Origin of the sequence: Pseudoalteromonas sp. S2755 (assembly GCF_005886535.1) — a bacterium.
Lineage (GTDB): Bacteria > Pseudomonadota > Gammaproteobacteria > Enterobacterales > Alteromonadaceae > Pseudoalteromonas.
Map to the genome: position 1 here is coordinate 1 of NZ_PNDS01000131.1, position 20,457 is coordinate 20,457.

At 44.7% G+C, this 20,457-nt stretch carries 15 protein-coding genes; 8 read left to right on the forward strand and 7 right to left on the reverse strand.

The annotated features are described in order from the left end of the window. Window positions 1-261 precede the first annotated feature (261 nt). Both CWC03_RS18595 and CWC03_RS18600 read right to left on the reverse strand, forming a co-directional pair. Window positions 262-735, reverse strand: coding sequence for a PA2404 family protein (locus CWC03_RS18595; RefSeq protein WP_138583148.1), 474 nt, complete (start codon window positions 733-735; stop codon window positions 262-264). A 6-nt stretch (window positions 736-741) separates the two neighbouring features. Next, on the reverse strand, window positions 742-1,896 hold the full coding sequence (locus tag CWC03_RS18600; protein ID WP_138583149.1) for a PepSY-associated TM helix domain-containing protein: 1,155 nt from the start codon (window positions 1,894-1,896) through the stop codon (window positions 742-744). Window positions 1,897-2,214: 318 nt separating this feature from the next. On the opposite strand from CWC03_RS18600, the gene CWC03_RS18605 reads away from it, so the two are divergent. The 3 genes from CWC03_RS18605 to CWC03_RS18615 all read left to right on the forward strand — a co-directional run bounded on the left by CWC03_RS18605 (window position 2,215) and on the right by CWC03_RS18615 (window position 5,591). After that, on the forward strand, window positions 2,215-4,350 hold the full coding sequence (locus tag CWC03_RS18605; protein ID WP_502705375.1) for a TonB-dependent siderophore receptor: 2,136 nt from the start codon (window positions 2,215-2,217) through the stop codon (window positions 4,348-4,350). Between the two features lie 108 nt (window positions 4,351-4,458). Further along, complete coding sequence (locus CWC03_RS18610; RefSeq protein WP_138583151.1) at window positions 4,459-5,040, forward strand: hypothetical protein; 582 nt, start codon at window positions 4,459-4,461, stop codon at window positions 5,038-5,040. A 14-nt stretch (window positions 5,041-5,054) separates the two neighbouring features. Continuing rightward, entirely contained in the window at window positions 5,055-5,591 is a 537-nt protein-coding gene (locus tag CWC03_RS18615) for a hypothetical protein (RefSeq protein ID WP_138583152.1), read from the forward strand. A gap of 252 nt (window positions 5,592-5,843) precedes the next feature. On the opposite strand, the gene CWC03_RS18620 is transcribed toward CWC03_RS18615, so the two are convergent. From CWC03_RS18620 to CWC03_RS18630, 3 genes are all read right to left on the reverse strand, one after another. Beyond that, window positions 5,844-7,289, reverse strand: a complete 1,446-nt coding sequence (locus tag CWC03_RS18620) for a metallophosphoesterase (RefSeq protein ID WP_138583153.1) — start codon at window positions 7,287-7,289, stop codon at window positions 5,844-5,846. A gap of 91 nt (window positions 7,290-7,380) precedes the next feature. After that, window positions 7,381-9,369, reverse strand: a complete 1,989-nt coding sequence (locus CWC03_RS18625; RefSeq protein WP_138583154.1) for a hypothetical protein — start codon at window positions 9,367-9,369, stop codon at window positions 7,381-7,383. A 50-nt stretch (window positions 9,370-9,419) separates the two neighbouring features. Further along, window positions 9,420-11,021: a hypothetical protein gene (locus CWC03_RS18630; RefSeq protein WP_138583155.1), complete on the reverse strand. Its 1,602-nt coding sequence runs from the start codon at window positions 11,019-11,021 to the stop codon at window positions 9,420-9,422. Window positions 11,022-11,389: 368 nt separating this feature from the next. Between CWC03_RS18630 and CWC03_RS18635 the strand changes: the two genes are divergently transcribed. Next, a complete protein-coding gene (locus CWC03_RS18635) occupies window positions 11,390-11,860 on the forward strand; it encodes a hypothetical protein (RefSeq protein ID WP_138583156.1) in 471 nt (156 codons plus the stop codon). A 45-nt stretch (window positions 11,861-11,905) separates the two neighbouring features. Here CWC03_RS18635 and CWC03_RS18640 read toward each other — a convergent pair whose 3' ends face one another. Beyond that, window positions 11,906-13,522: a tetratricopeptide repeat protein gene (locus tag CWC03_RS18640; protein ID WP_138583157.1), complete on the reverse strand. Its 1,617-nt coding sequence runs from the start codon at window positions 13,520-13,522 to the stop codon at window positions 11,906-11,908. Between the two features lie 251 nt (window positions 13,523-13,773). Here CWC03_RS18640 and CWC03_RS18645 point away from each other — a divergent pair, with 251 nt between their 5' ends. Then, entirely contained in the window at window positions 13,774-14,505 is a 732-nt protein-coding gene (locus CWC03_RS18645) for an Ig-like domain-containing protein (protein ID WP_138583158.1), read from the forward strand. 45 nt (window positions 14,506-14,550) lie between these two features. On the opposite strand, the gene CWC03_RS18650 is transcribed toward CWC03_RS18645, so the two are convergent. After that, window positions 14,551-15,441, reverse strand: a complete 891-nt coding sequence (locus tag CWC03_RS18650; protein ID WP_138583159.1) for a DMT family transporter — start codon at window positions 15,439-15,441, stop codon at window positions 14,551-14,553. Window positions 15,442-15,618: 177 nt separating this feature from the next. On the opposite strand from CWC03_RS18650, the gene CWC03_RS18655 reads away from it, so the two are divergent. Genes CWC03_RS18655 through metH form a run of 3 tightly spaced genes read left to right on the forward strand, consistent with a single transcriptional unit; the run spans window position 15,619 to window position 20,269 of the window. Beyond that, entirely contained in the window at window positions 15,619-16,566 is a 948-nt protein-coding gene (locus CWC03_RS18655; RefSeq protein WP_138583160.1) for a homoserine O-succinyltransferase, read from the forward strand. After that, window positions 16,556-17,635, forward strand: a complete 1,080-nt coding sequence (locus tag CWC03_RS18660) for a homocysteine S-methyltransferase family protein (RefSeq protein ID WP_138583161.1) — start codon at window positions 16,556-16,558, stop codon at window positions 17,633-17,635. The genes CWC03_RS18655 and CWC03_RS18660 overlap by 11 nt, the downstream gene beginning before the upstream one ends. 9 nt (window positions 17,636-17,644) lie before the next feature. Further along, complete coding sequence (gene metH / locus CWC03_RS18665) at window positions 17,645-20,269, forward strand: methionine synthase (RefSeq protein WP_138583162.1); 2,625 nt, start codon at window positions 17,645-17,647, stop codon at window positions 20,267-20,269. Window positions 20,270-20,457: the final 188 nt, after the last annotated feature.

The window sequence follows — 20,457 nt, forward strand, 5'->3', positions numbered from 1 at the left end:
AATTATCTAATCAATTTGAAGGGTGAAATAGCATATTAGCTTCGTTAAAAATTTCTCATTTAGAACAACTAAATAGCAAAATTTTTGCCTTGCCTATATGGATATAGGTACCTTAGCGGTAGCAGGACGCGAGAGCGGTGCTACTAGAGCTATTTCCCTGCTTCAAGATAGATCATTTACTTAATACAACTGGTATAATATCCTGATTTCCATTGAGTCTTAAGTGTAATTTAAATCGAGTAGGGGCGAGATGCCCCTTTTCTATGCGCTTTCTTTGATTAAATACTCTGGCAGTCGCCATTTCATGACGATGACTTCGCCTTGCCAAGTTTCGATCGTCAGCCAAACCCTGTCGTCTTTTGATAATGTTTTCTTTGCTAAAGCATGTACGTGTTGACCGTGTTTTGTGCCATGAAGGATCCCGAGCTCATGCTCCACAAGCTGTGCAAGTGGCATCGCGTTGGGGCCGATATTGAGATAGCCTTGGCGCACAGAATCAACATCGCCTTTATTAAATAGCAATAAGAAGTCTTTGACGTATAAGTTATCGTGGATGTATGGCGGCTTGTCGTCAAAAGGCATTGGCGTGATGCTGTACTTTCCAAGTGTTTGCTCCGCCAATGGAGCGGGAAATTCTGGATGTAATGATTGATAATAAAACCAAGCTGGCAACACCAGCAATAGGGCATTTAACCAATATTTATTGTGTTGTATAAAGCGTTTGACTGCATTCATGGCAATTTACCCTTGTTGTGCTTTTAGTTGTCTTGCATTGCTCCGTTCTTGACTACGCGCGCGTTTGGTCCGAAGCTGATACATGATAAATCCGGTAACTGACATCCCGGATAAAATACAGCCAAAAATAAACCAGATGACTTTTGTCCAGATCCCTCCAATTGTGCCGTAGTGCAGTGGATCTGTGATGTGCATAACCGTTTGTAAGCCTGTCATTGAATCAGGGTTTGCATGATGAACGACTGTATCATTCCAAGTGTTGTAGGCAATATTAATGCTGTAATCGTCATAGAGTACGTAGTCGTTTGCGCCACTGATTTTGAGCGTATCGCGGTTATGCTCAGGTAGCATGATGTAACTTGGACGAAAGTCGGTGTACTGCTGTTGAATTTCACCGAGCGCTAGGTCAACACTGGTTTCCACTGCATTCGCGTTTATTGTAGAGTTGGGTATATCCGCTGCATTTAATGTTTCATGATGTTCTAGTTCAACACCTGCATGCCACAGCACCGCTTGCGTTAAATACCACAGTCCGGTGAGGCTCATTACGGTCATAAACCAAAGCGACCATACTCCACTGAGCTTATGGATGTCAGCTGCAAGGGTACGACCTCCTTGTGATTTACGCAGCTTAAACTGAAAAAACGCTAACCAAAACTTTTTGTATACCACCAGGCCTGTGATCAACGCGCCCAGTAGGATCAGTGACATAAACGCCACTAAATAGTAACCAACACTGTAGCCGTTTTGCCATGGAAATAGCAGCCAGCCATGTAATGAGCGCATAAAGTTAATAAACGTATTGCCGTCATTTATTTCCTGAACAGCCCCTGTGTACTGGTTTACGTATGCAAGCGCATAGGGCTTGTCGACGTCGGTAAACATCACCACATAGGTCAAATAGGGCTCTCTCACATTAAGCCCCATGACATCTGCACTTGGGTGCTCATCTTTAAACGCGCGTAACACTGAGCCCGCTGACATCTCACTTACCTGACTGGGGTTATGTGCCCGAGAATCAGGGTTAGTAAGCCATGTAAGTTCATGGCTGAAAACGGAAATGGTACCTGTGATACAAATAAAGCAAAACAGTAGCCATATTGGCAGTGAAAACCAACCATGCAACTGAAACCAAAACTTGTTGCTTATTTTCTTTGCCATTGTGTGTTCCTAGTTCTTTGAATGACGGCGACAAATTAAAGCTGAGGGAGTATTTGCGCAAAAATGTAAATAAAGTATATCTTTTTAAAAGTGTAAATAGCAATTATATTCATTTGAATGTGCGTTAAATGGCATGTTTTATTCGTTTAGCGGTTTACCTTTCTTGTTTCTTTTATAGGAAAGTTGTTTTAAATTAGTTAGTTATTTGTTTTGGGGACGTTCCTTAAATCGGGTTAGAAACTGGTTGTAATTTACCTTAATGTTATTGCTAATGGTTATCATCTGCATTATTATCGTTTCGATTTTTACAATATTAGGATGAACCCAGTGAACACTCTGCCTCTCAAAACGCTCTCATTTGCTGTTATGGCAGCGCTCGGCACGTCAGCATTACAGGTGCAAGCAGCACAGCAAGATAATGAAGAAATTGAAAAAATAGTTGTGACGGGAAAATACACCGTCAATGAAGTGATAGACACCGCAACTGGCTTAGGGTTATCTCTTCTTGAGACGCCGCAATCTGTTAGCGTTATTACCGCTGCACGGATCAAAGAGCAAAAGCTCGATACGTTGACCGACACCGTGTTAAATGCGATTGGGGTGTCAGCGAAAGAGGTTGATAATGTTCGTAATACGTTGCAGTCACGTGGCTTTGACATTACCAACTATCAAATTGATGGCGTTCCTTTGTCATGGAGTTTAGCGGGGGATTCAGGCGAAACCATCGCGGATGTTGCGATATACGAGCGCGTGGAGTTTGTGCGTGGTGCAACGGGGTTATTGACCGGCGCGGGCGATCCTTCAGCTTCAATTAACCTAGTACGCAAACATGCAAATAGCACCGACCTCACAGGTTTTGCTAGTGTCTCTTTGGGGAGCTGGAACAATAAAGAAGTGATGGTGGACGTTGCCAATGGATTAACTAACGATGGCAGTGTGCGTGGACGAGTGGTGGCGAAGTATGAAGAAGGTGACTCGTATTTAGCTCTCTTCTCTGACGAAAGTACCGTGCTTTATGGGGTACTAGAAGCGGATTTAAGCACGCATTCGACAATCCGCGTTGGTGCTAGCTATCAACGTAACGACCCTACCAGTCCAACTTGGGGGGCATTACCTACTTTCTTTACCGATGGAAGTAAAACAGACTGGGAAGTCGAAAAAACCACGGCTGCAAATTGGACAGAGTGGCAAACTACTGGCACCAATGCTTTTGTGAACTTTAGTCACAACTTTGCAAATGGCTGGGAACTGGTTGCCAATTACAACAAGCTGAAATACGAGCAAGATACAGAGCTGCTGTATTTATTCGGCACATTGGATAAAACAACAGGTGAGGGCTTAGCTTCTTGGCCTTATAAAAGTACAGGTGAAAGTAACCAAGACAGCTTTGATATCCAGCTTAAAGGTTTTTATCAACTCGCCGGTCGTGAGCATGATTTCGTAACTGGCGCGCTCTACAGTGAGCAGAGTGCCGATACACTCACTTTCGCTGCGCTCGATAATGCCTTTTTGCCAGTTGGCAATTTTTACGAGTGGGACGGCAATTTCCCTGAGCCGACGTGGGGCACAGAAACCTCAGTTGCTCAAGATATGGATACCGAGCAAAAAGGGTTTTACGCCGCAACAAGGCTAAATCTTAGCGATGAACTTAAAGTAATAGCGGGTGGTCGTTTGTCGAGCTGGCAGCGCGAAGGCGAAAGCTATGGCGTCATCACTGATTTTGGCGACAATGGTGTATTTATACCTTACGCTGGTGCCTTGTACGACTTGTCGACAACGCAGCGAGTGTATGCAAGTTACACAGAAATATTCCAGCCGCAAAATGCCCAAGACCGTAATGGTGATTTCCTTGATCCAATCAAAGGAAAATCATACGAAGTAGGACTAAAAAGCACCTATCTAGATGACACGCTGCAAACCACATTGGCGATTTTCCAAATCGAACAGGACAACCTAGCTCAAGATGATGTTGGATACATAGTTCCTGGTTCGGTAAATACAGTCGCGCAATATGCTGCTGAAGGTACAACCAGTAAAGGCTTCGAATTTGAAGTGGTGGGTCAGTTAACTGACGGTTTTGATGTGCATTTGGGTTATTCACAATACAAAGCAGAAGATGCCAACGGCGTTGAAGTGAATACGGATAACCCAAGAAAGCAATTTAAGTTGTATACGACTTACCAATTTGTGAATGCTTTACCTGAGTTGACGATTGGTGGTGGCGTGAACTGGCAGGATGACACTTATTCAGTAACGGGCAACGATAGGCTAGAGCAAGATGCCTATGCACTGGTTAGCTTGATGGCAAACTACGCACTGGCAGACAATATGGCGCTACAACTCAACGTAGAAAACCTCTTCGATGAAAAATACTACAGCCAAATTGGCTTCTTTGATCAGTATCGCTATGGTGCGCCGAGAAATTACAGCTTAAGTTTTAGCTATGATTTTTAGCAGACTGTAAACTAACGAAGCGTGGCTAGTGAGCCACGCTTCGTTCATTGTCTATTTATTGCAAGAACTGTAGGCTTGGGGGTAGTACAGTCAAAAAGGAATTTTACAATGAATTTATCCCCTGCTTTTTTGGTCGCTGGCTTTATAGTAAATATGAGTACAGCGTCCGCCACTCCGGACTATCAAAATGTGCTTAACCAGCTACCGCTGCCACCTAATGAACTTACCACTTTACTGCATGACCTAGCGCTACATAGCCTTGAGCAGCAAGCTATGGCTGAATTAATTAAGGGCTATAACCGATTACACAACAAACGGATAGAATGTGCCAACGTTGCGACTGTGTTGAAAAGGTCGCAATTGGACTCACTCAAAATGGATGTAGAGTACTACACCACTGTGCTTTTTTATGTTGATGGTTTGAACAAAAATCAGTGTGAATCTGCGGAGTTTGGCGCTTTTACAAGGACAGTCGCTATCAATTATGTGATGCATAAGAGCCCGAGGGAGCTTAAGCTGGTGAAAGCAATGAACGTGCTATCTTCTGGGCGTTACGCAAATTTTATTGAGTTTGAGGCTGAGTTCAACGCTTTACCTGAGACCGTTAAAACGGCCGCGCTAAAAGCGGATTTTCTTCGAGATAACTTTAATTTGTTTCAAAGCTTGGAGCAAGTTCACGGACACGAGTGATAAAAGGAATATTTGTGAAACCCTTGCTATTAGTTTTGATATTGTTTGCGTTTGCGCCGCAAATTAACGCTGAAACAATGTCAGTAGATCTTACGCCGACTATTGAGTATCCAGTTGAACAACTTGAACCTGTTCAAAAGACGCTGCTTAGTGAGCTATTAAATAGCGTAACACAACTGGGTGATAGAAAAGCTGCATGCGAAAATGTGCGTGTTATTACACCAAAACAATTACACAGTCTTAATATTACCCCGCAGCAGCGAGGTATCGTTTTATCTTATTTTTATATTCACCAAAAAAGGGAATGTGAAGCCGAAGAGTATGGCGAATTCGCCAGACTTGTTGCCGCGAATTTAGCGGTGCAAAAGCAGTCAGAAGTCTTAAGGTTCGTCAATGCGCTAAACACGGTAAGCTCCAGCGTTTATTTCGACTATGTTGAAACGGAGCTGGAATTTAACCAGCTACCAGAAAGTGTTCGCAATAAAACCTACCAAGCCGAGTTTTTACAACATCCGTTTAGTCTTATGCATACGCTAGAACAGTTCGAATGATTCAGCGTGCTGTTCTTATTTAGTAAAATCTAAGCTGGCATAATACGGTTTAATAATTCGTATGCGGTACGTTTTGCGATATTCACATTGACCGCGAGCGTGCTATTACTCCAGTGTTAACCACGTTTATGGTTTGGCAGTAGTGATGTTTGTTTCGGGGCTCGCGTTTGCTGCTACTCGCCTGGTATCAAAAACACCACGATACAAGGCGAGTAACTCAAGTTGTCAGTGATTAGGATGTAAAAGTCGCGCTTACTTCGCGCGACATACCGCTTGTTTATCTGTAGTTTCGCTGCTGCAGGTTAGAAAAGCGGTACCACTTTCATCCAAAAACTCCCCGTGCCACGCGCCATCTTTGCCAAGCTTAATGGATAAAAAGCCGAACTTACCTTGCTCATTAACGAGTGCGTTTTGGCTATCAAGTGCATAACCAAATTCGCTAAAGGCATCGGTATCACTAAGGCTGACGCCGCTATTGCCGACAACGATTTGCGGAGGACGTGCGGTACTCGCGGCAAAGGTTGAAGACTGATAAATATGCATATGTCCTGCGAGTGATAAAGTCACGTGTTCAGGCAACTTGCCTTGTCTGGTGTTCTTCAGCGCGGTTTGCAACATCACATTTAGTGTGTCTTTGGTTGTCGGGTCTTCAACGCCCCAGATGGGTCTGTGGCTCATAATCCACATGGGTTTGGCTTTGAGTAGTTCGCTTCTGACATTGAGTCGTTGATATTGCTGTTGGTAGACTTTTGTTAGGCCATTGTCTGCACTGGCATCACAGGCATTGGCGCTATCCATGACCCAAACACTGAGCGGTTTTAAGTTGATGGTATAGGAGTTTTGCACAATGATATGGGCACTTGCAGATTGTGGCGGTTGATTATAATCCCCCTGTGCAGGACATTGCTGTTGCTCAATGGCATCAGGAAGGTTGGCTCCCGGGCCAAAAAAGTAAAACCAGCCAATTCCTGCGCGGCTACAAAGTTCATGATTGCCTCGCGCAAAAATCCATGGTGCGGTTGCTGAAAGATCCGTTGTTGCGGCAAAAAAGTCGGCTTGCCAGTTGCTCCATGTATCTGGTCTTGGGCTATTTAACGCGTTTTGACTGTAGTAGGTATCGTTAAGACCGCAGCTAGTACCGCCATATCCACCATCGCCTGCGTCATAGGCATAGGTATCACCGGAAATCGCACCACCCGTGCCTCGGTAGTTGAAATCCCCCATATGGAGCAATAATTGTGGTTGTTGCTTTGCCCCTTGCTCTGCGAGGGTTTTAAACGGCTCGGCAGCAGTGTTGTTTTCGCAAACGGATGACTTACAGCCAGTGTCGCCAAAAACCGCAATTTTATTTGGATCGAATGTCACGGGCGCTAACGAGAACTGGCTGCCATTGACGGTATAAGCCGTGTTTGGGGAGATTTTTGCCTCGCATACAGTGATTGGAAAATGTGTTTGGTTCGGACGCATTCCTCGCAACTGCATCGGCATGGATTTTTTACCAAAGAGCAAGCTTGGGCATTGATTGGCGTCGCTTAGCACGCCGTCAACAACGACGCGCGCGTAGATATTTGGGGCTTCAGTAGTGGAAGGCGCAAACATTGAGTAAGCGCCTAATACTTTGGTATTCGCTTGTTGGACTGCAAACGTGCTGCTACAAGCAATTAAATTGAGCGTCGCAATGGCGATGATGATGCGCATGACTTCATTCCTTTTTGAACAGTTGAATGAAGTTTAATGCATTGTTAACAATTTGCGAGTCTCGAATACGAATATCCTTATTCTTAGCTGATTATTGGTGGCTGCAGCGGTAGAAGCCGGTGACTGTGTCTTGGCTAAAACGTGTGCCGTTAACATAGGTGTCTTGGTTGATTTTACCAAACTGCGCTAGGTTAAATTGCAGCCGTGCAAGCATTTCAGCACTCGAGGCCTGTTCAAAGATTTCTGTTACTGGTGGATCACCAACAAAGTTGGTATACCAAGGAAACCAAGAATTATCCTGCCCGCTGACTGTTTGATTCGGATAATAATTCCCCCCTTGCCAACGGTCGAAGGTAAGATCTTCGAGGCTAAATAGGCCAAAACCTGGCTGTGTCATACAAGCATCAGCCGCCTGATACTCAGGATAACCTGAGCTGGCAGCAAAATGATTACAAACATTATGTGGCAAATTACTGCTATTCGCCGCTTGATACTCCACCTTTCTAAACATCACAGGATGTGCGGGACTTCCTGATGGGTAGACGATATTTGCCGCGACAGGTGATCCCCAGCGATAATGGTACATGGCCACAGCCAATCCTAAATCTTCCTTACTGGTGGCAACATTATCTGGGTGAGTCCACACTCCACCCGGATCGGTTGGCGTTGCCCCATTTTTAAAAATAATCCCATATTGATTGTTTTCTAATTGATTCATTAGATTTGGCGTTGTGTTGTCAACCACCGTCGTTGGGATCATTGTGCTTGCGGCATTGGGAGTATAGGCGAGTGTTGGGTTATTTAACGCCTTCCAGCATAGCAAGCCATAACCATAGCCATTGGCTATCATCGGGCAGCCAGACATTGCTGATGCCGATTGGTTGCTTTCATATGTATGTGTTGTTGAACGTGACGAAACTTCGCCGGAGCTAACCAATATTCCCCAAGCATTGCGAGTAATGCGAATATCAGCAAATTCGGTGTCAGGAATAAATACCGTTGTGGCCGAAATAACCTGTAGCCCTAAGTCCAATTCTAGTAGATACGTGGCAACGAGGGCGTCTTCATGAAGCTTTGGATACTGCGTCATAATCGTTTGCTGCGATGGTTTAATCACAGCGTCTCTTGGTGATAACCCTAATAAATATAAGCGATCGTTATCAAGATAGCTTGCCAGTAAGCGTGATAGCTCAAGTTGTGCGATTGGACGCTTGGCTTGTATATTTGAGTTGTTATCCGTGAGGGTGAGGTCGGTATTTTGAAGCAGCAACCAATGCTTATCACTTAGGCCAACAACCTGAGTTTGGTTAAGTATGTGGCGAGATACGCTATCAGATTGGCGAGTAACAATTAAACTATCGTCATTCAACGAATAACTAGACTGTGTGGTGTCATTGTGGTGATGACGCAGCGCCGGCGGCTGATATTGTCCGACTAAGGTGGTAAGTTCAATGCGAATGGCATCGCGAGTACTTTGAATAAGCCAATTTCCGGCTTCATCTCGAACAAAAATAGCCGGACTATATTGGCCAGATTTATCCACGCTAAATGCTTGCCAAGTGGTATTACAGGCTTTGGCGCAGGAGGGGGAGCTTCGAGTAAGGGATGACTTATCTTTTGCCAGAGATTCGTCATAGTTATCATTAAATACAAAGGGTAACTCACCTTTACCCGAGGCGAGTTGTAACGTGAACAGTAAACGCCGTTGATTGCCGCTGGCATAGAGTCTGTTTTCTTTTAGATAACCGAGCTGGAGTTGAGAGTAACTCTCTAACTTTTTCATGTTTCCAGCTTCACCTTGATAGCTGGGCTCATACGTCTCGCTATTGAATGGTGCAGTTTGCTCTAATTGGGGAAATTGCAGCGTTTGTTTGCAGGCATCTTCTGCGCATGTTTGTAAGGTGATCCGTTGGTTCTGATACTGAAAAGAATACCAAGGTGAAAGGGCTTGATAACCTTGTTGTCCTGCGTGAAATAATAACGGTAGGGTTGATGTGTCGTAGTGCTCTGACTCTGCAGAGGCGTTAACGCTTAAAGACAAAGCCCAGCAGGTAAGCGTGGTGGCGATGAACTTATTCATAATCTTTCCTTATTGGAGTAGGGCAGCGCATAGCCACCCTTAACAAAAACCTAGTGAATGATGCCTTGGCGTTGGCCTGCATTAACGGGTTTGTTGAGCTGCACAGAGAGCCAGTTTTCAACGTCACTACGTAACGACGCGTCACTATCAGGACCGGATTGTGACGAATAGAACCATAACCCTGTTGGTGCTGGGGCATTGACATTGCTGCCACAGGTAAAGTGATTTGCCGCATACATCACCGCGCCTGAGCTACCATATTCGTAATGACTGTCCGAATAACCACCGTAGCCTCTGGCTTGTACCCGACCTTTTGAATCAAGGGTAAAGTGATACACCTCATTGGGTTGCAACAGAAAAGGACTGACGTCGGACGAATCAAAGCGCGCGCGCATTGTGGTGGTAACACTGGCTTGATTACCCGAACGCGTGATCATGCCTGCCAAGTTGGTGATAAGCGCATCGGCCAATTGACCGTCAAGCAAGCTGCCAGGGTTGCCATTAACGATGGCAGAAGTAATGCCAAGTGCGGCTTTGACGACTCCAATGGTGGAGTTTAAATTCCATGTGGTGTTGTATCCCATGGCTGCGCCACCGGCTTTATTGAACAAGATGACTTCAGGTGCAGCTCCTGGCAAATCGACCGCAAATTTTGCGCCGTCTGTCGCGTGCGAGTTGGTACCTTTTGACCAGATTTTTTTAGCTTGCCCAGTTACATGGTAGCGAGCTGAATAAGTGCCTCTGACTTCTAAATTGCCCGAGCAGGCATTGCTTTGATTACATGCAAATCCCCCGGTGTCTGCACACAACATTTTGACGTGGAACTCTGTCGAATTATGGGCTGAGGTATTGTCGAAACTGAGCGCTTTATTTTTTGACCAACGTTTCCCCTTAGCTGAGTGAAAGGCGCCGTAGGCTGAGGTATTGACATAAGCATGGTGCTTAGAAAAACCACTACCATCGCTGTTGGATGTGCTCCAAGGCGTTTGGGTTGATGGGTAGTTAGTGACCACTTGGCCTGTGCTGGTTGAAGGGGTCACCATTTGACATGAGCATTGTGACTTAGGCCCAAAGATGGGTTTTTTAGTCAGCAATTCTTTTAATTCGGCAAGAATATCTGACGGTAGCGTCCTGTCGTATTCAAGTACCGAGAGTCCTTTACGTTTCGGCGCTGCGTATTCTTTATGCCAAGTGTTGTAAAGCTGCGGTGCATTTAGCTCTAAATGTTGGCTGAGTGTTGGCACTTTTTGCTGTTGTGTCCATTTTTCGAATACAGTCGGTTTAAATTGAATAAGATATCGAGTAAAGAAAAAGTTATCTTCAGGCGCTTGCTCGGTAAAAGCATTTTCCCATGCTGATAACACGTTTTGATCTAAAGCTTTTGCTTGGTTTAGCATCTCTCCATCTCGATAGTCGCGGATCAAGCTATCGACATAGCGGTCTAATTCATATTCTTCGTCATTGTCGGAGATATATTCAAGCAAGGAAACACGGTCTTGAGACCAGTTTGAAATGGCTTGCCACGCTTCTGGGCTCACTTGAGAGGGGGCCATTTCCCCATACTCTTCTGCGGCTTGTAGCGAAATACTACCCAGTAACAACGTGCTGGTGACTAGGCTGATTAATTTTGGGGTGAAATTTCTCTGTTTCATTTTTCTATTCCTTCATCGTTGTGCAGAGTCAACATGCCTCATGCATTGTTAACTTGCCTTGTGATGTTGGAAACTTTTTCAGCGATTGAATAGGAGGTTGTAGGGCCAGTTAGGGCCAACTTGGGTAAAACCTTTGATATTAAACGGACGCATTGGGTTAGGTAAGTGTTGATATCAAGCTGTGGTAAATAAAAACTTAAATATCAAAGGTCTGCTTATATTTTTACCCGAATTTACCCAATTGCCCCGTAACTTTTGCTGCAATCAATATTCGCTTGAGGCAGGATTTTGCTATCGCCGTTATTGGAGTCTCAGCGTGAGTTCATTCGCACTCTAATAACGGTGTCATAACCAATAAGGAGACAGTTATGAGACGAGTAATAGTATTGGGAGCAACTTTGATTGCGAGTTTTGTACAAGCCCATAGCCCAGAAATGATAGCGCAGCTCGAAGTTGCTGATGGGGCGAAATGTCCAAAGCGGCAAACGATTCTGCTAGGTAAAATGACATTAACTGCTGGGACCTTTAAATATTTACACAGTGAAGGCAGTAACGTTTGTACCAGTCCTAAGCAAAGTATTTCTGGTCGCATTACACCACAACTAGATTGTGGCCAGTTTGATGACTGGCGACTTGCGTATGATATGGGTAATAAAATGTGTCAATCTCTACACCAAAATATGAAAGGCTTTAGTAATAGCTTAAAACCTGATGTGACAGTGTATCCACGCTTTGAAGGGCCTTTTGAATTCAAAGGAGACCGTCATCACCAAGAATATGAGGCCGGTATGGGCGTGACTTTAGCATGCTATTTATGTGAGACCGCGACGGTTAACTAGGGCCTGTAAATACCAGAAGGGGCGAAAGCCCCTTTGTTGTGGATATCAAGCAGCGTTGGAGCTCGCTAAGATTTGTTCCAGTTGTGCAACTTTTTCACAAAGAGGCGCGGTATTGAAATTAGCGTCTTGGCATTGAGTGAGTACATATTGTGCCGTGGTAACAATATTTCGAATACGCGGCTTTTTGGGCAGCGTTTTGATATTAAGATAGCGTTCAAGAGTACGTACTCGTAAACGACCATCATCGATATTCACTTTCCATACTTTACTTTCTTCCGCTAATTCGACACGAGTTTTGCCGCTACTTTGCTCCCAAAGCGCCAAAGTAAGTGTCATTACCTCAACCATTAATTGTCTTGCGGCCTGTTCGTCAACGCTCGTATGTTTACTGTGCACGCCATGAGTACCGGTGCGGGCGGTATAGCGAACAACGCAGTAAGTAACCAGCACACCCACAAAAAATGCGATAAGGCCAATGAATATATGAGACAAAATACTTGTCTCTGTTTGGTACTTAGGCGCGGCCAAGACGTTAGCGCTTTGAAGGCGAAATTGATAAAGGTTTTCACTCTGTACGCGACTACTTTTAAGCATGTCATTATAACGCTGTGCGGTCTCTACCGCTTCTTTATAAGCGTGTGTTTGTAGTTGGGACTGCAATAAGGCAATGTAAAATAACTCGGTAAGCTGACTATTTTGCTGATTATGTGCTTCAAGCCCCTGTTTTAGTAACGTTTGCGCTGTTAGGTTATCGCCCTCAAGCTGCTTGAGTTTGGACTCAATAAGTAGTGCTCGCTGATCCACTTTACCGTGTTGAATCAGTTGCCGAGTGCGTTTGAATGAAGCGAGTTGCTGTTGTGCCTGAGTGATATGATTTTGAGCAATGGCGATTTCGGCCAATAATAAATAGGCTCGAGACAATTGAGTATAGGCACCACTTTGTGTCAATGGTTGAAGTAAATCTTCAATGATTTCAGTTGCTTTGTTGAAGTCGCGCTTTTTGTAAAATACTTCCGCGATGCTTAGCAAGGTGTGGTTCGCTTTAGTTTGGTCGCCGGCTTGCTGGTGGAGTGCATGGGCTTGACGAAACGAGAGAATGGCATCGTCCAACTGATTAATATCCCTTGACACATTTCCTAAATTGTTAAGCGTGATCGCTTGTCTCTGCAGGTCATTTGTTGCTTTCGCTATTTGATAGCTTTCTAAAAATAAAGTGAGGGCGGTATCTAGATCTCCAAGTGCCTGATAAGCATTAGCTAAATCGTTGGCCGATTTACCCAGGAGTTCGTTTTGTTGCAGTTTAGCCGCAAGCATTTGCGCTTCGTGGAAGCTCCCCAACGCTTGAATGTAATTGCGCTGGCGATAACGATTAATACCACTTTGTCTTAACACCTGAAAGCGTTGGAATGTGGTTAACTTCCATGCCATCAACTCATCCAGTATTTGATTACTGAGCTTTATGTCACCCGCTCGTCGATACAAGCTAACAAGCTCAAGGTGTGCATCAAAAGCTTGGACACCGGAGGGTTCAAGGGTTTCCAGATGTCGCTTACAAGACAAAATCTGGCTTGTGAGGTTAGCATTATTCGCGCTTGGGCATTCTGAACCATGCGCTGGTAACACAACGAGCAGTAATGCGAAAAACAAAGCAAGCAAAGGCATAAATATTAGTCTAGATACATTGTTTTTACATATTAATATAGTGGTAACAAAAAGTCGTGTCTGCCATTAATAAATCTCAGGTTGACTGCTTTTTTGTATTTTGTTCCTGTCTAGCTGCTGTTGTTTAATCTTGTCAGAACAACCAAGTCTCTATTTGTTAATATTGTTAGTTTAATGTGTTTTTGGTATGGTCTTGTTGCTAATTAAGGCCCAGCTGAAGAAGCTGGAAATCAATCCATAAGGAAATAAAAATGAAGTTAAATACAATGTGGCTAAAGTCACTTAGCGTCGGTGTTACGTTATTTGCACCATTAGTGAGTGCCGCTCCTCAGCTTGATAAAGCCATATTTGAGTACAATGCTGGATTAAACATTCAAGAGGAATTTAATATCTTTGCCGATGGCAACGTGACTGATCCTAATTATCCAAATAGTGAGCTACGTATTCAATTGAATAGTAGCAAAAGCTACGATCAAATTGGCTTTTATGACAAAGTTTACACTACATACGGTCAGGCGGTTGCATACAACACATTAGACAGACGTTGGGTTAAATTTAAGGGTAAGGTGCTTTATTTTTCAGGCGAAGACAACGGTAACCAAAAGATAGATACGATTTCTTTTCGGATTGTTAATCCCGCTGGAGAAACATCGGAGTGGGGAGAGATCAGAGTTAGCTTAGACCAAGCGTTTGGTGGTAATTACGATGTGTATCCGAGTGATGACTTGGCACAAACCGTTGCAGGCCAGCCTGTTGATGTATACGTTAAAGATAACGATAGTGGCGTACCCTATTATTATGGTGTTGAGATTTTTAGCTCACCAGCTAACGGTACAGTATCTGTTAACAGTGACTACTCCATTACCTATACACCTAAAGCTGGGTTCGTTGGTCAGGATTCGTTCCAATATCGCATTAAGGGTAATAACCTTTATGATATTACAAGCGCGCCAGCGACAGTTTCTATTTCGGTAGCAAATTAACCCCAAATTCAGGCCAATATGCATACATATTAAGTGTGATATTGGCTATCCCTTTAGCAATAAAAATACCCCAGCCAAAGCAATTAGGCCTCCAAACATCATAGACTTAGTAATCGCTTCTCTGCGCAGTAGTCCAATCGTCATCACCATGAGTGGTGCCGTTGCAAAGATGGTTTGTGCGATAGCGGGATCAGTATGATTAACGGAAATCAACTGTAGCCAAAGCCCAATAAAAGTGCCAAAAAACACCGCAATGAATAACCAGTTTTTACCGTCGATTTGCTTTAGTGTGAGTGCTTTAAACAGGCTTTGTGATTTCAAATAAACAACAATAAAGGCCACGAATAGGGTGCCGGATCCCAAGCGGATAAGTGCCGCCCACAAACTACTAATGCTTTCGTTATTTAGCGCGCCTTTGGACAGTACCATACCCGCAGCTTGGCAAATGGCAGCCGTGAGTGCAAAGCAGACTCCCAATAGGTAATGTTTTTTGTCTAATACCGGCTGGCTTCTACTTGGTTTAATCGCCAGCATCACGCCAGCGGTCGTTACTACAATACCGAGCCAAGCGGATGCGCTGAGATAAACACCAAGGAGTACAATATTTAAGATCCCCGCAATGGCAGGTGCAAGACTTTCAATAACCAAAGTGCGAGCAGGACCTATATTTCTAAGTGCGGCAAAGTAGGCGCTGTCACCAATCGCTATGCCCAGTACCCCACTGGCTACCAGCCAGCCCCAGCTCGAGAGTAAGGTCGGGTACATAGCATCACCTGCGATGATCAAACACAAGATCATCAAAGCAGAAGCGATGACGCCTTTGCTGACGTTCAACTCAAATGGGCTAAGGTGATGGCTAAATCGTTTATACAGTATAGTTGAGCCAGCCCATACCCCAGCCGCCGCAATCGCTGCGGCTTCGCCAATACCAATCATAAATATCAAGTTTCTTGTGTTTATTTATATGATGGCAAGTATACATAAATTGAAATAATCAGTGAGAGATGAGGCATCAAATTATTATTAAAAATGTTTAGACGTCCATACATCTAGAGGTTGAAATTTTCCAGTTTTTGTCCATAATAATGCCATTCGATTAGTCTGGAGCAGCGCATGCCAATCACCGTCACCGACGAACTCCCAGCCATTGCCCAATTGCGTCATGAAAATGTGTTCGTGATGCCACAAAGTCGTGCATCAACGCAAGAGATCCGCCCAATGCGGCTCGCGATATTAAACTTGATGCCGAATAAGGTGGAGACTGAGGTGCAATTTATTCGATTACTGGCAAATACCCCTTTGCAGGTGAATGTTGATTTGTTGCGACTGGACACCCACCGCAGCTCTGAAAACTCAGAGCAGCATCTAGATATGTTTTACCGCTACTTTTCGGATGTGAAAGATCAAAACTATGATGCATTGATCGTCACCGGCGCGCCGCTGGCGCATCTTGAATATGACGATGTGGTGTATTGGCAGGAATTACAGGCGTTTTTTGATTGGGCTGAGCACCATGTTACTTCAACCTTGTTTTCCTGTTGGGCCGCACATGCCGGTTTGTATCACCATTATGGGTTAAAGCGAGCACTCAAAAATGACAAACTGTGCGGCGTATTTAAGCATCACTGTTATTTTGACCACGGGGCGCTCACTCGTGGTTTTGATGATGAGTTTTTGGTGCCACACTCTCGCTATGGCCACATCGACATCGATAAAATTAATGCGTGTAAAGACCTTGTTGTATTAGCTGGCTCTGAAAAAGTGGGCGCTTACTTAATTAAAAATCACTCAGGTAGCCAAGTCTATATTACCGGTCATCCTGAATACGACGCCGATACGCTACAAAAAGAATACCTTCGCGATCGTGAAAAAATGGCCAACGCACCGCTGCCTGAGAACTATTTTCCTGAGAATGACACCAGTAAACGTCCATCTAAGACATGGCAAAGCCATGCATTCTTGTTATTCTCAAATTGGTTAAACTACTATGTTTACCAAACCACACCTTATGATATTAACTTAGTTAGCCAAGATGTAAGGACTAACAATTATGCCGAATAATGTAGCCGTAAACGGTGAGCAAATAGCAGAGCAGCTTAAGCAAGCAATGCAGCAACGTATTCTGATCTTAGATGGTGCAATGGGAACCATGATCCAAAAGCACAAATTAGAAGAACAAGACTATCGCGGTGAGCGCTTCAAAGATTGGCATGTCCTTATCAAAGGCAACAACGATCTGTTAAGTTTGACGCAGCCTGAGATAATCAAACAGATCCATCGCGATTATCTAGCTGCTGGCGCGGATATCATTGAAACCAATACTTTTAATGCTACCACCATCTCGATGGAAGATTATGACATGGCAAGCCTAAGCCGAGAGATTAATCTTGAATCGGCGAAGCTTGCACGTGCGGTATGTGATGAATTTACCGCCCAAGACCCCGGCAAGCCTCGCTATGTGGCTGGTGTGCTTGGTCCAACGTCAAAAACCTGTTCAATTTCTCCAGATGTAAACGACCCTGGTTTTCGCAATATCACTTTTGACAAATTGGTTGCAGCCTATGTTGAATCAACACTTGCTCTTATCGAGGGTGGTGCTCATCTTATTTTAATTGAAACTATTTTTGATACGCTCAACGCCAAAGCTGCGTCTTACGGCGTAGAAGAAGCCTTCGAGCAAGCGGGTGTCACTCTGCCTGTTATGATCTCGGGCACGATCACCGACGCTTCCGGTCGCACGCTATCAGGGCAAACCACCGAGGCGTTTTATAACTCTATTCGCCATATTAAGCCAATCTCTATCGGCCTCAACTGCGCATTAGGCCCAGATTTATTAAGACAATATGTAGAAGAGCTGTCACGGGTTTGTGAGACCTTTACCTCTGTGCATCCAAACGCAGGGCTGCCTAACGAGTTTGGTGAATACGACCTAGAAGCCGACGACATGGCAAAAGAGATTATCGATTGGGGTAAAGAAGGGTTTATCAATATTGTTGGCGGCTGCTGTGGTACCACACCTGAGCATATTCGCGCCTTCGCGAGAGGCCTTGAGCAAACCCAGCCACGTAGTTTGCCTGACATCGAAGTGCGGATGCGTTTGGCAGGTCTTGAAGCCTGTAACTTAAATTAGGAATTCACCATGACACAAACAGCAGTATTTACTAATGTCGGTGAACGTACCAATGTAACGGGATCGGCAAAATTTAAGCGCTTAATTTTAGAAGAAGATTACGAAACCGCGCTGGATGTTGCCAGAGAGCAGGTTGAAAACGGCGCGCAAGTGATTGATATCAACATGGATGAAGCCATGTTGGACTCAAAGGCTGCGATGGTGAAGTTTCTTAATCTGATAGCGTCAGAGCCAGATATTTCTAAAGTTCCTATCATGGTTGACTCGTCTAAATGGGAAGTCATTGAAGCGGGCCTGAAATGTATTCAAGGTAAAGCCATTGTAAACTCAATCTCCTTAAAAGAGGGTGAGGCTCCATTTATCCACCAAGCTAAAATCATCAAGCGTTTTGGTGCAGCCGTGGTGGTGATGGCTTTTGATGAAGTTGGTCAAGCGGAAACCGCGGAACGAAAGTTTGAGATCTGTCAGCGCTCTTACAAAATCTTGGTTGACGAGCTTGGGTTTCCGCCAGAAGACATTATTTTTGACCCCAATATTTTCGCGGTCGCAACGGGTATCGAAGAACATGATAACTACGCCGTAGAATTTATCGAGGGTACGCGCAGAATTAAGCAAAACCTGCCGCATTGTAAAGTGTCAGGGGGCGTGTCGAACGTATCCTTCTCATTCCGTGGTAACAACCCGGTGCGTGAAGCGATCCACTCTGTGTTTCTTTACCATGCGATTAAAGCGGGCATGGATATGGGGATCGTCAATGCGGGTCAGTTAGCCGTGTATGACGATATTCCAAAAGAGCTCCGTGATGCCGTTGAGGATGTGATCCTCAATACCGACGCCGGTGCTGGCGAGCGATTGGTTGAAATCGCGCCTAAATACTCGGGTATGGCGCAAGCCGAAAAACAGGAAGATTTAGAGTGGCGTTCTTGGCCAGTTGAAAAACGCTTGGAGCACGCCTTAGTTAAAGGGATCACCGAGTTTATCGACGAGGATACCGAGGCCTGTCGCCAACAGTTTGATAAGCCAATTCAAGTGATTGAAGGGCCTCTGATGGATGGCATGAACGTGGTTGGCGACTTGTTTGGCGCGGGCAAAATGTTCCTGCCTCAAGTGGTGAAATCTGCTCGAGTGATGAAGCGCGCAGTTGCCTACCTCGACCCTTACATTGAGGCCGAAAAAGAAGAAGGCTCGAGTAACGGTAAAGTGATCATGGCCACGGTTAAGGGCGATGTACACGACATTGGCAAAAACATTGTGGGCGTGGTACTACAATGTAATAACTACGAAGTTGTGGACTTGGGTGTAATGGTGCCAGCAGAGAAAATTCTGCAAACGGCCATTGACGAAAACGCTGATGTCATTGGTTTGTCTGGTCTTATTACGCCTTCCCTTGATGAAATGGTGCATGTTGCGAAAGAAATGACGCGTCGCGGCTTCGATATTCCTCTACTCATTGGTGGTGCAACCACATCGAAAGCGCATACGGCGGTTAAAATTGAACCCCAGTACGACAAAGGTGTGATTTACGTCAACAACGCCAGTCGTGCGGTTGGGGTGGTATCTAGCCTGCTAAGTAAAACACAAAAGCCAGAATTTTTAACAAAAACCGCGGATGAATACGTCAAAGTACGAGAGCAGCAGGCGCGTAAAAAACCACGTTCAAAACCGGTTACCTTGGCGCGAGCTCGCGATAATGCGGTAAAACTTGATTGGCAAAACTATACGCCACCAGTGCCAAGTAAGTTGGGGATCACCGAGTTTAAAGATGTGAGCATCAAAACGCTACGTGATTATATCGACTGGACGCCATTTTTTATGACTTGGTCATTGGCCGGTAAATATCCACGTATTCTACAAGACGAAGTGGTTGGTGAAGAGGCGCAAAAGCTGTTTCATGATGCCAATGCCATGTTAGATCAACTAGAGCGAGATGGTAGTTTGCAGCCACTGGGTGTGATTGGTTTGTTTCCTGCTAACCGCGTGGGTGACGATATTGAGATTTACAAAGATGAGTCACGAAGTGAGGTCTTGGTTACGTCATGTCAGCTGCGCCAGCAAACCGAAAAAACCGATTTCCCTAACTATTGTTTGTCGGATTATATTGCACCCAAAGGCACACCTGATTATTTTGGTGCATTTGCCGTCACTGGTGGCCTTGAAGAAGATGACTTAGCAGATGCATTTGATGCCAAGCAAGATGACTACAACAAGATCATGATTAAAGCGGTCGCAGATCGTTTAGCCGAGGCATTTGCCGAATACTTGCATGAGCAAGTGCGTAAAGTGCACTGGGGATTTGCGGCGGATGAAGCGCTAAGTAACGAAGAGCTTATCCGTGAAAACTATCAAGGGATCCGTCCAGCGCCGGGATATCCTGCGTGCCCTGAACATACCGAAAAACAAAAAATTTGGCAGTTGTTAGATGTTGAAAACCGTATCGGTATGAAGTTGACTAGTTCATACGCCATGTGGCCGGGAGCAGCAGTGTCGGGTTGGTATTTCTCGCATCCAGATTCTAAGTACTTTGCCGTTGCGAGTATTCAAAGAGATCAAGTAGAAGACTATGCCGCGCGTCAAGGAATGTCGTTAGAAGAGGCGGAGCGTTGGCTTGGTCCTAATTTAGGATATGAAACTTAAGCAAATTTGTACTTAACTAAGGCGGCCTTTTACACGCAAGGCCGCTTTCGATTGTAGTTAAGCTTTCGTTACATGGTACAACCTATAGCTGAATGACAGCCTCCTTTATTTTCACAAGATGCGTGATGTTTGCTTGGTACAGGATCCGCTCAGATAGATCCATTTGCACCATTCACTAGAGGTGTCAT

Bases quoted from the DNA above. Each gene is read 5' to 3' on its own strand.
- CWC03_RS18595 (WP_138583148.1), bottom strand. From the start codon at position 735: ATGAATGCAGTCAAACGCTTTATACAACACAATAAATATTGGTTAAAT.
- CWC03_RS18600 (WP_138583149.1), bottom strand. From the start codon at position 1,896: ATGGCAAAGAAAATAAGCAACAAGTTTTGGTTTCAGTTGCATGGTTGG.
- CWC03_RS18605 (WP_502705375.1), top strand. From the start codon at position 2,215: ATGAACCCAGTGAACACTCTGCCTCTCAAAACGCTCTCATTTGCTGTT.
- CWC03_RS18610 (WP_138583151.1), top strand. From the start codon at position 4,459: ATGAATTTATCCCCTGCTTTTTTGGTCGCTGGCTTTATAGTAAATATG.
- CWC03_RS18620 (WP_138583153.1), bottom strand. From the start codon at position 7,289: ATGCGCATCATCATCGCCATTGCGACGCTCAATTTAATTGCTTGTAGC.
- CWC03_RS18625 (WP_138583154.1), bottom strand. From the start codon at position 9,369: ATGAATAAGTTCATCGCCACCACGCTTACCTGCTGGGCTTTGTCTTTA.
- CWC03_RS18630 (WP_138583155.1), bottom strand. From the start codon at position 11,021: ATGAAACAGAGAAATTTCACCCCAAAATTAATCAGCCTAGTCACCAGC.
- CWC03_RS18635 (WP_138583156.1), top strand. From the start codon at position 11,390: ATGAGACGAGTAATAGTATTGGGAGCAACTTTGATTGCGAGTTTTGTA.
- CWC03_RS18640 (WP_138583157.1), bottom strand. From the start codon at position 13,522: ATGCCTTTGCTTGCTTTGTTTTTCGCATTACTGCTCGTTGTGTTACCA.
- CWC03_RS18645 (WP_138583158.1), top strand. From the start codon at position 13,774: ATGAAGTTAAATACAATGTGGCTAAAGTCACTTAGCGTCGGTGTTACG.
- CWC03_RS18650 (WP_138583159.1), bottom strand. From the start codon at position 15,441: ATGATTGGTATTGGCGAAGCCGCAGCGATTGCGGCGGCTGGGGTATGG.
- CWC03_RS18655 (WP_138583160.1), top strand. From the start codon at position 15,619: ATGCCAATCACCGTCACCGACGAACTCCCAGCCATTGCCCAATTGCGT.
- CWC03_RS18660 (WP_138583161.1), top strand. From the start codon at position 16,556: ATGCCGAATAATGTAGCCGTAAACGGTGAGCAAATAGCAGAGCAGCTT.
- metH (WP_138583162.1), top strand. From the start codon at position 17,645: ATGACACAAACAGCAGTATTTACTAATGTCGGTGAACGTACCAATGTA.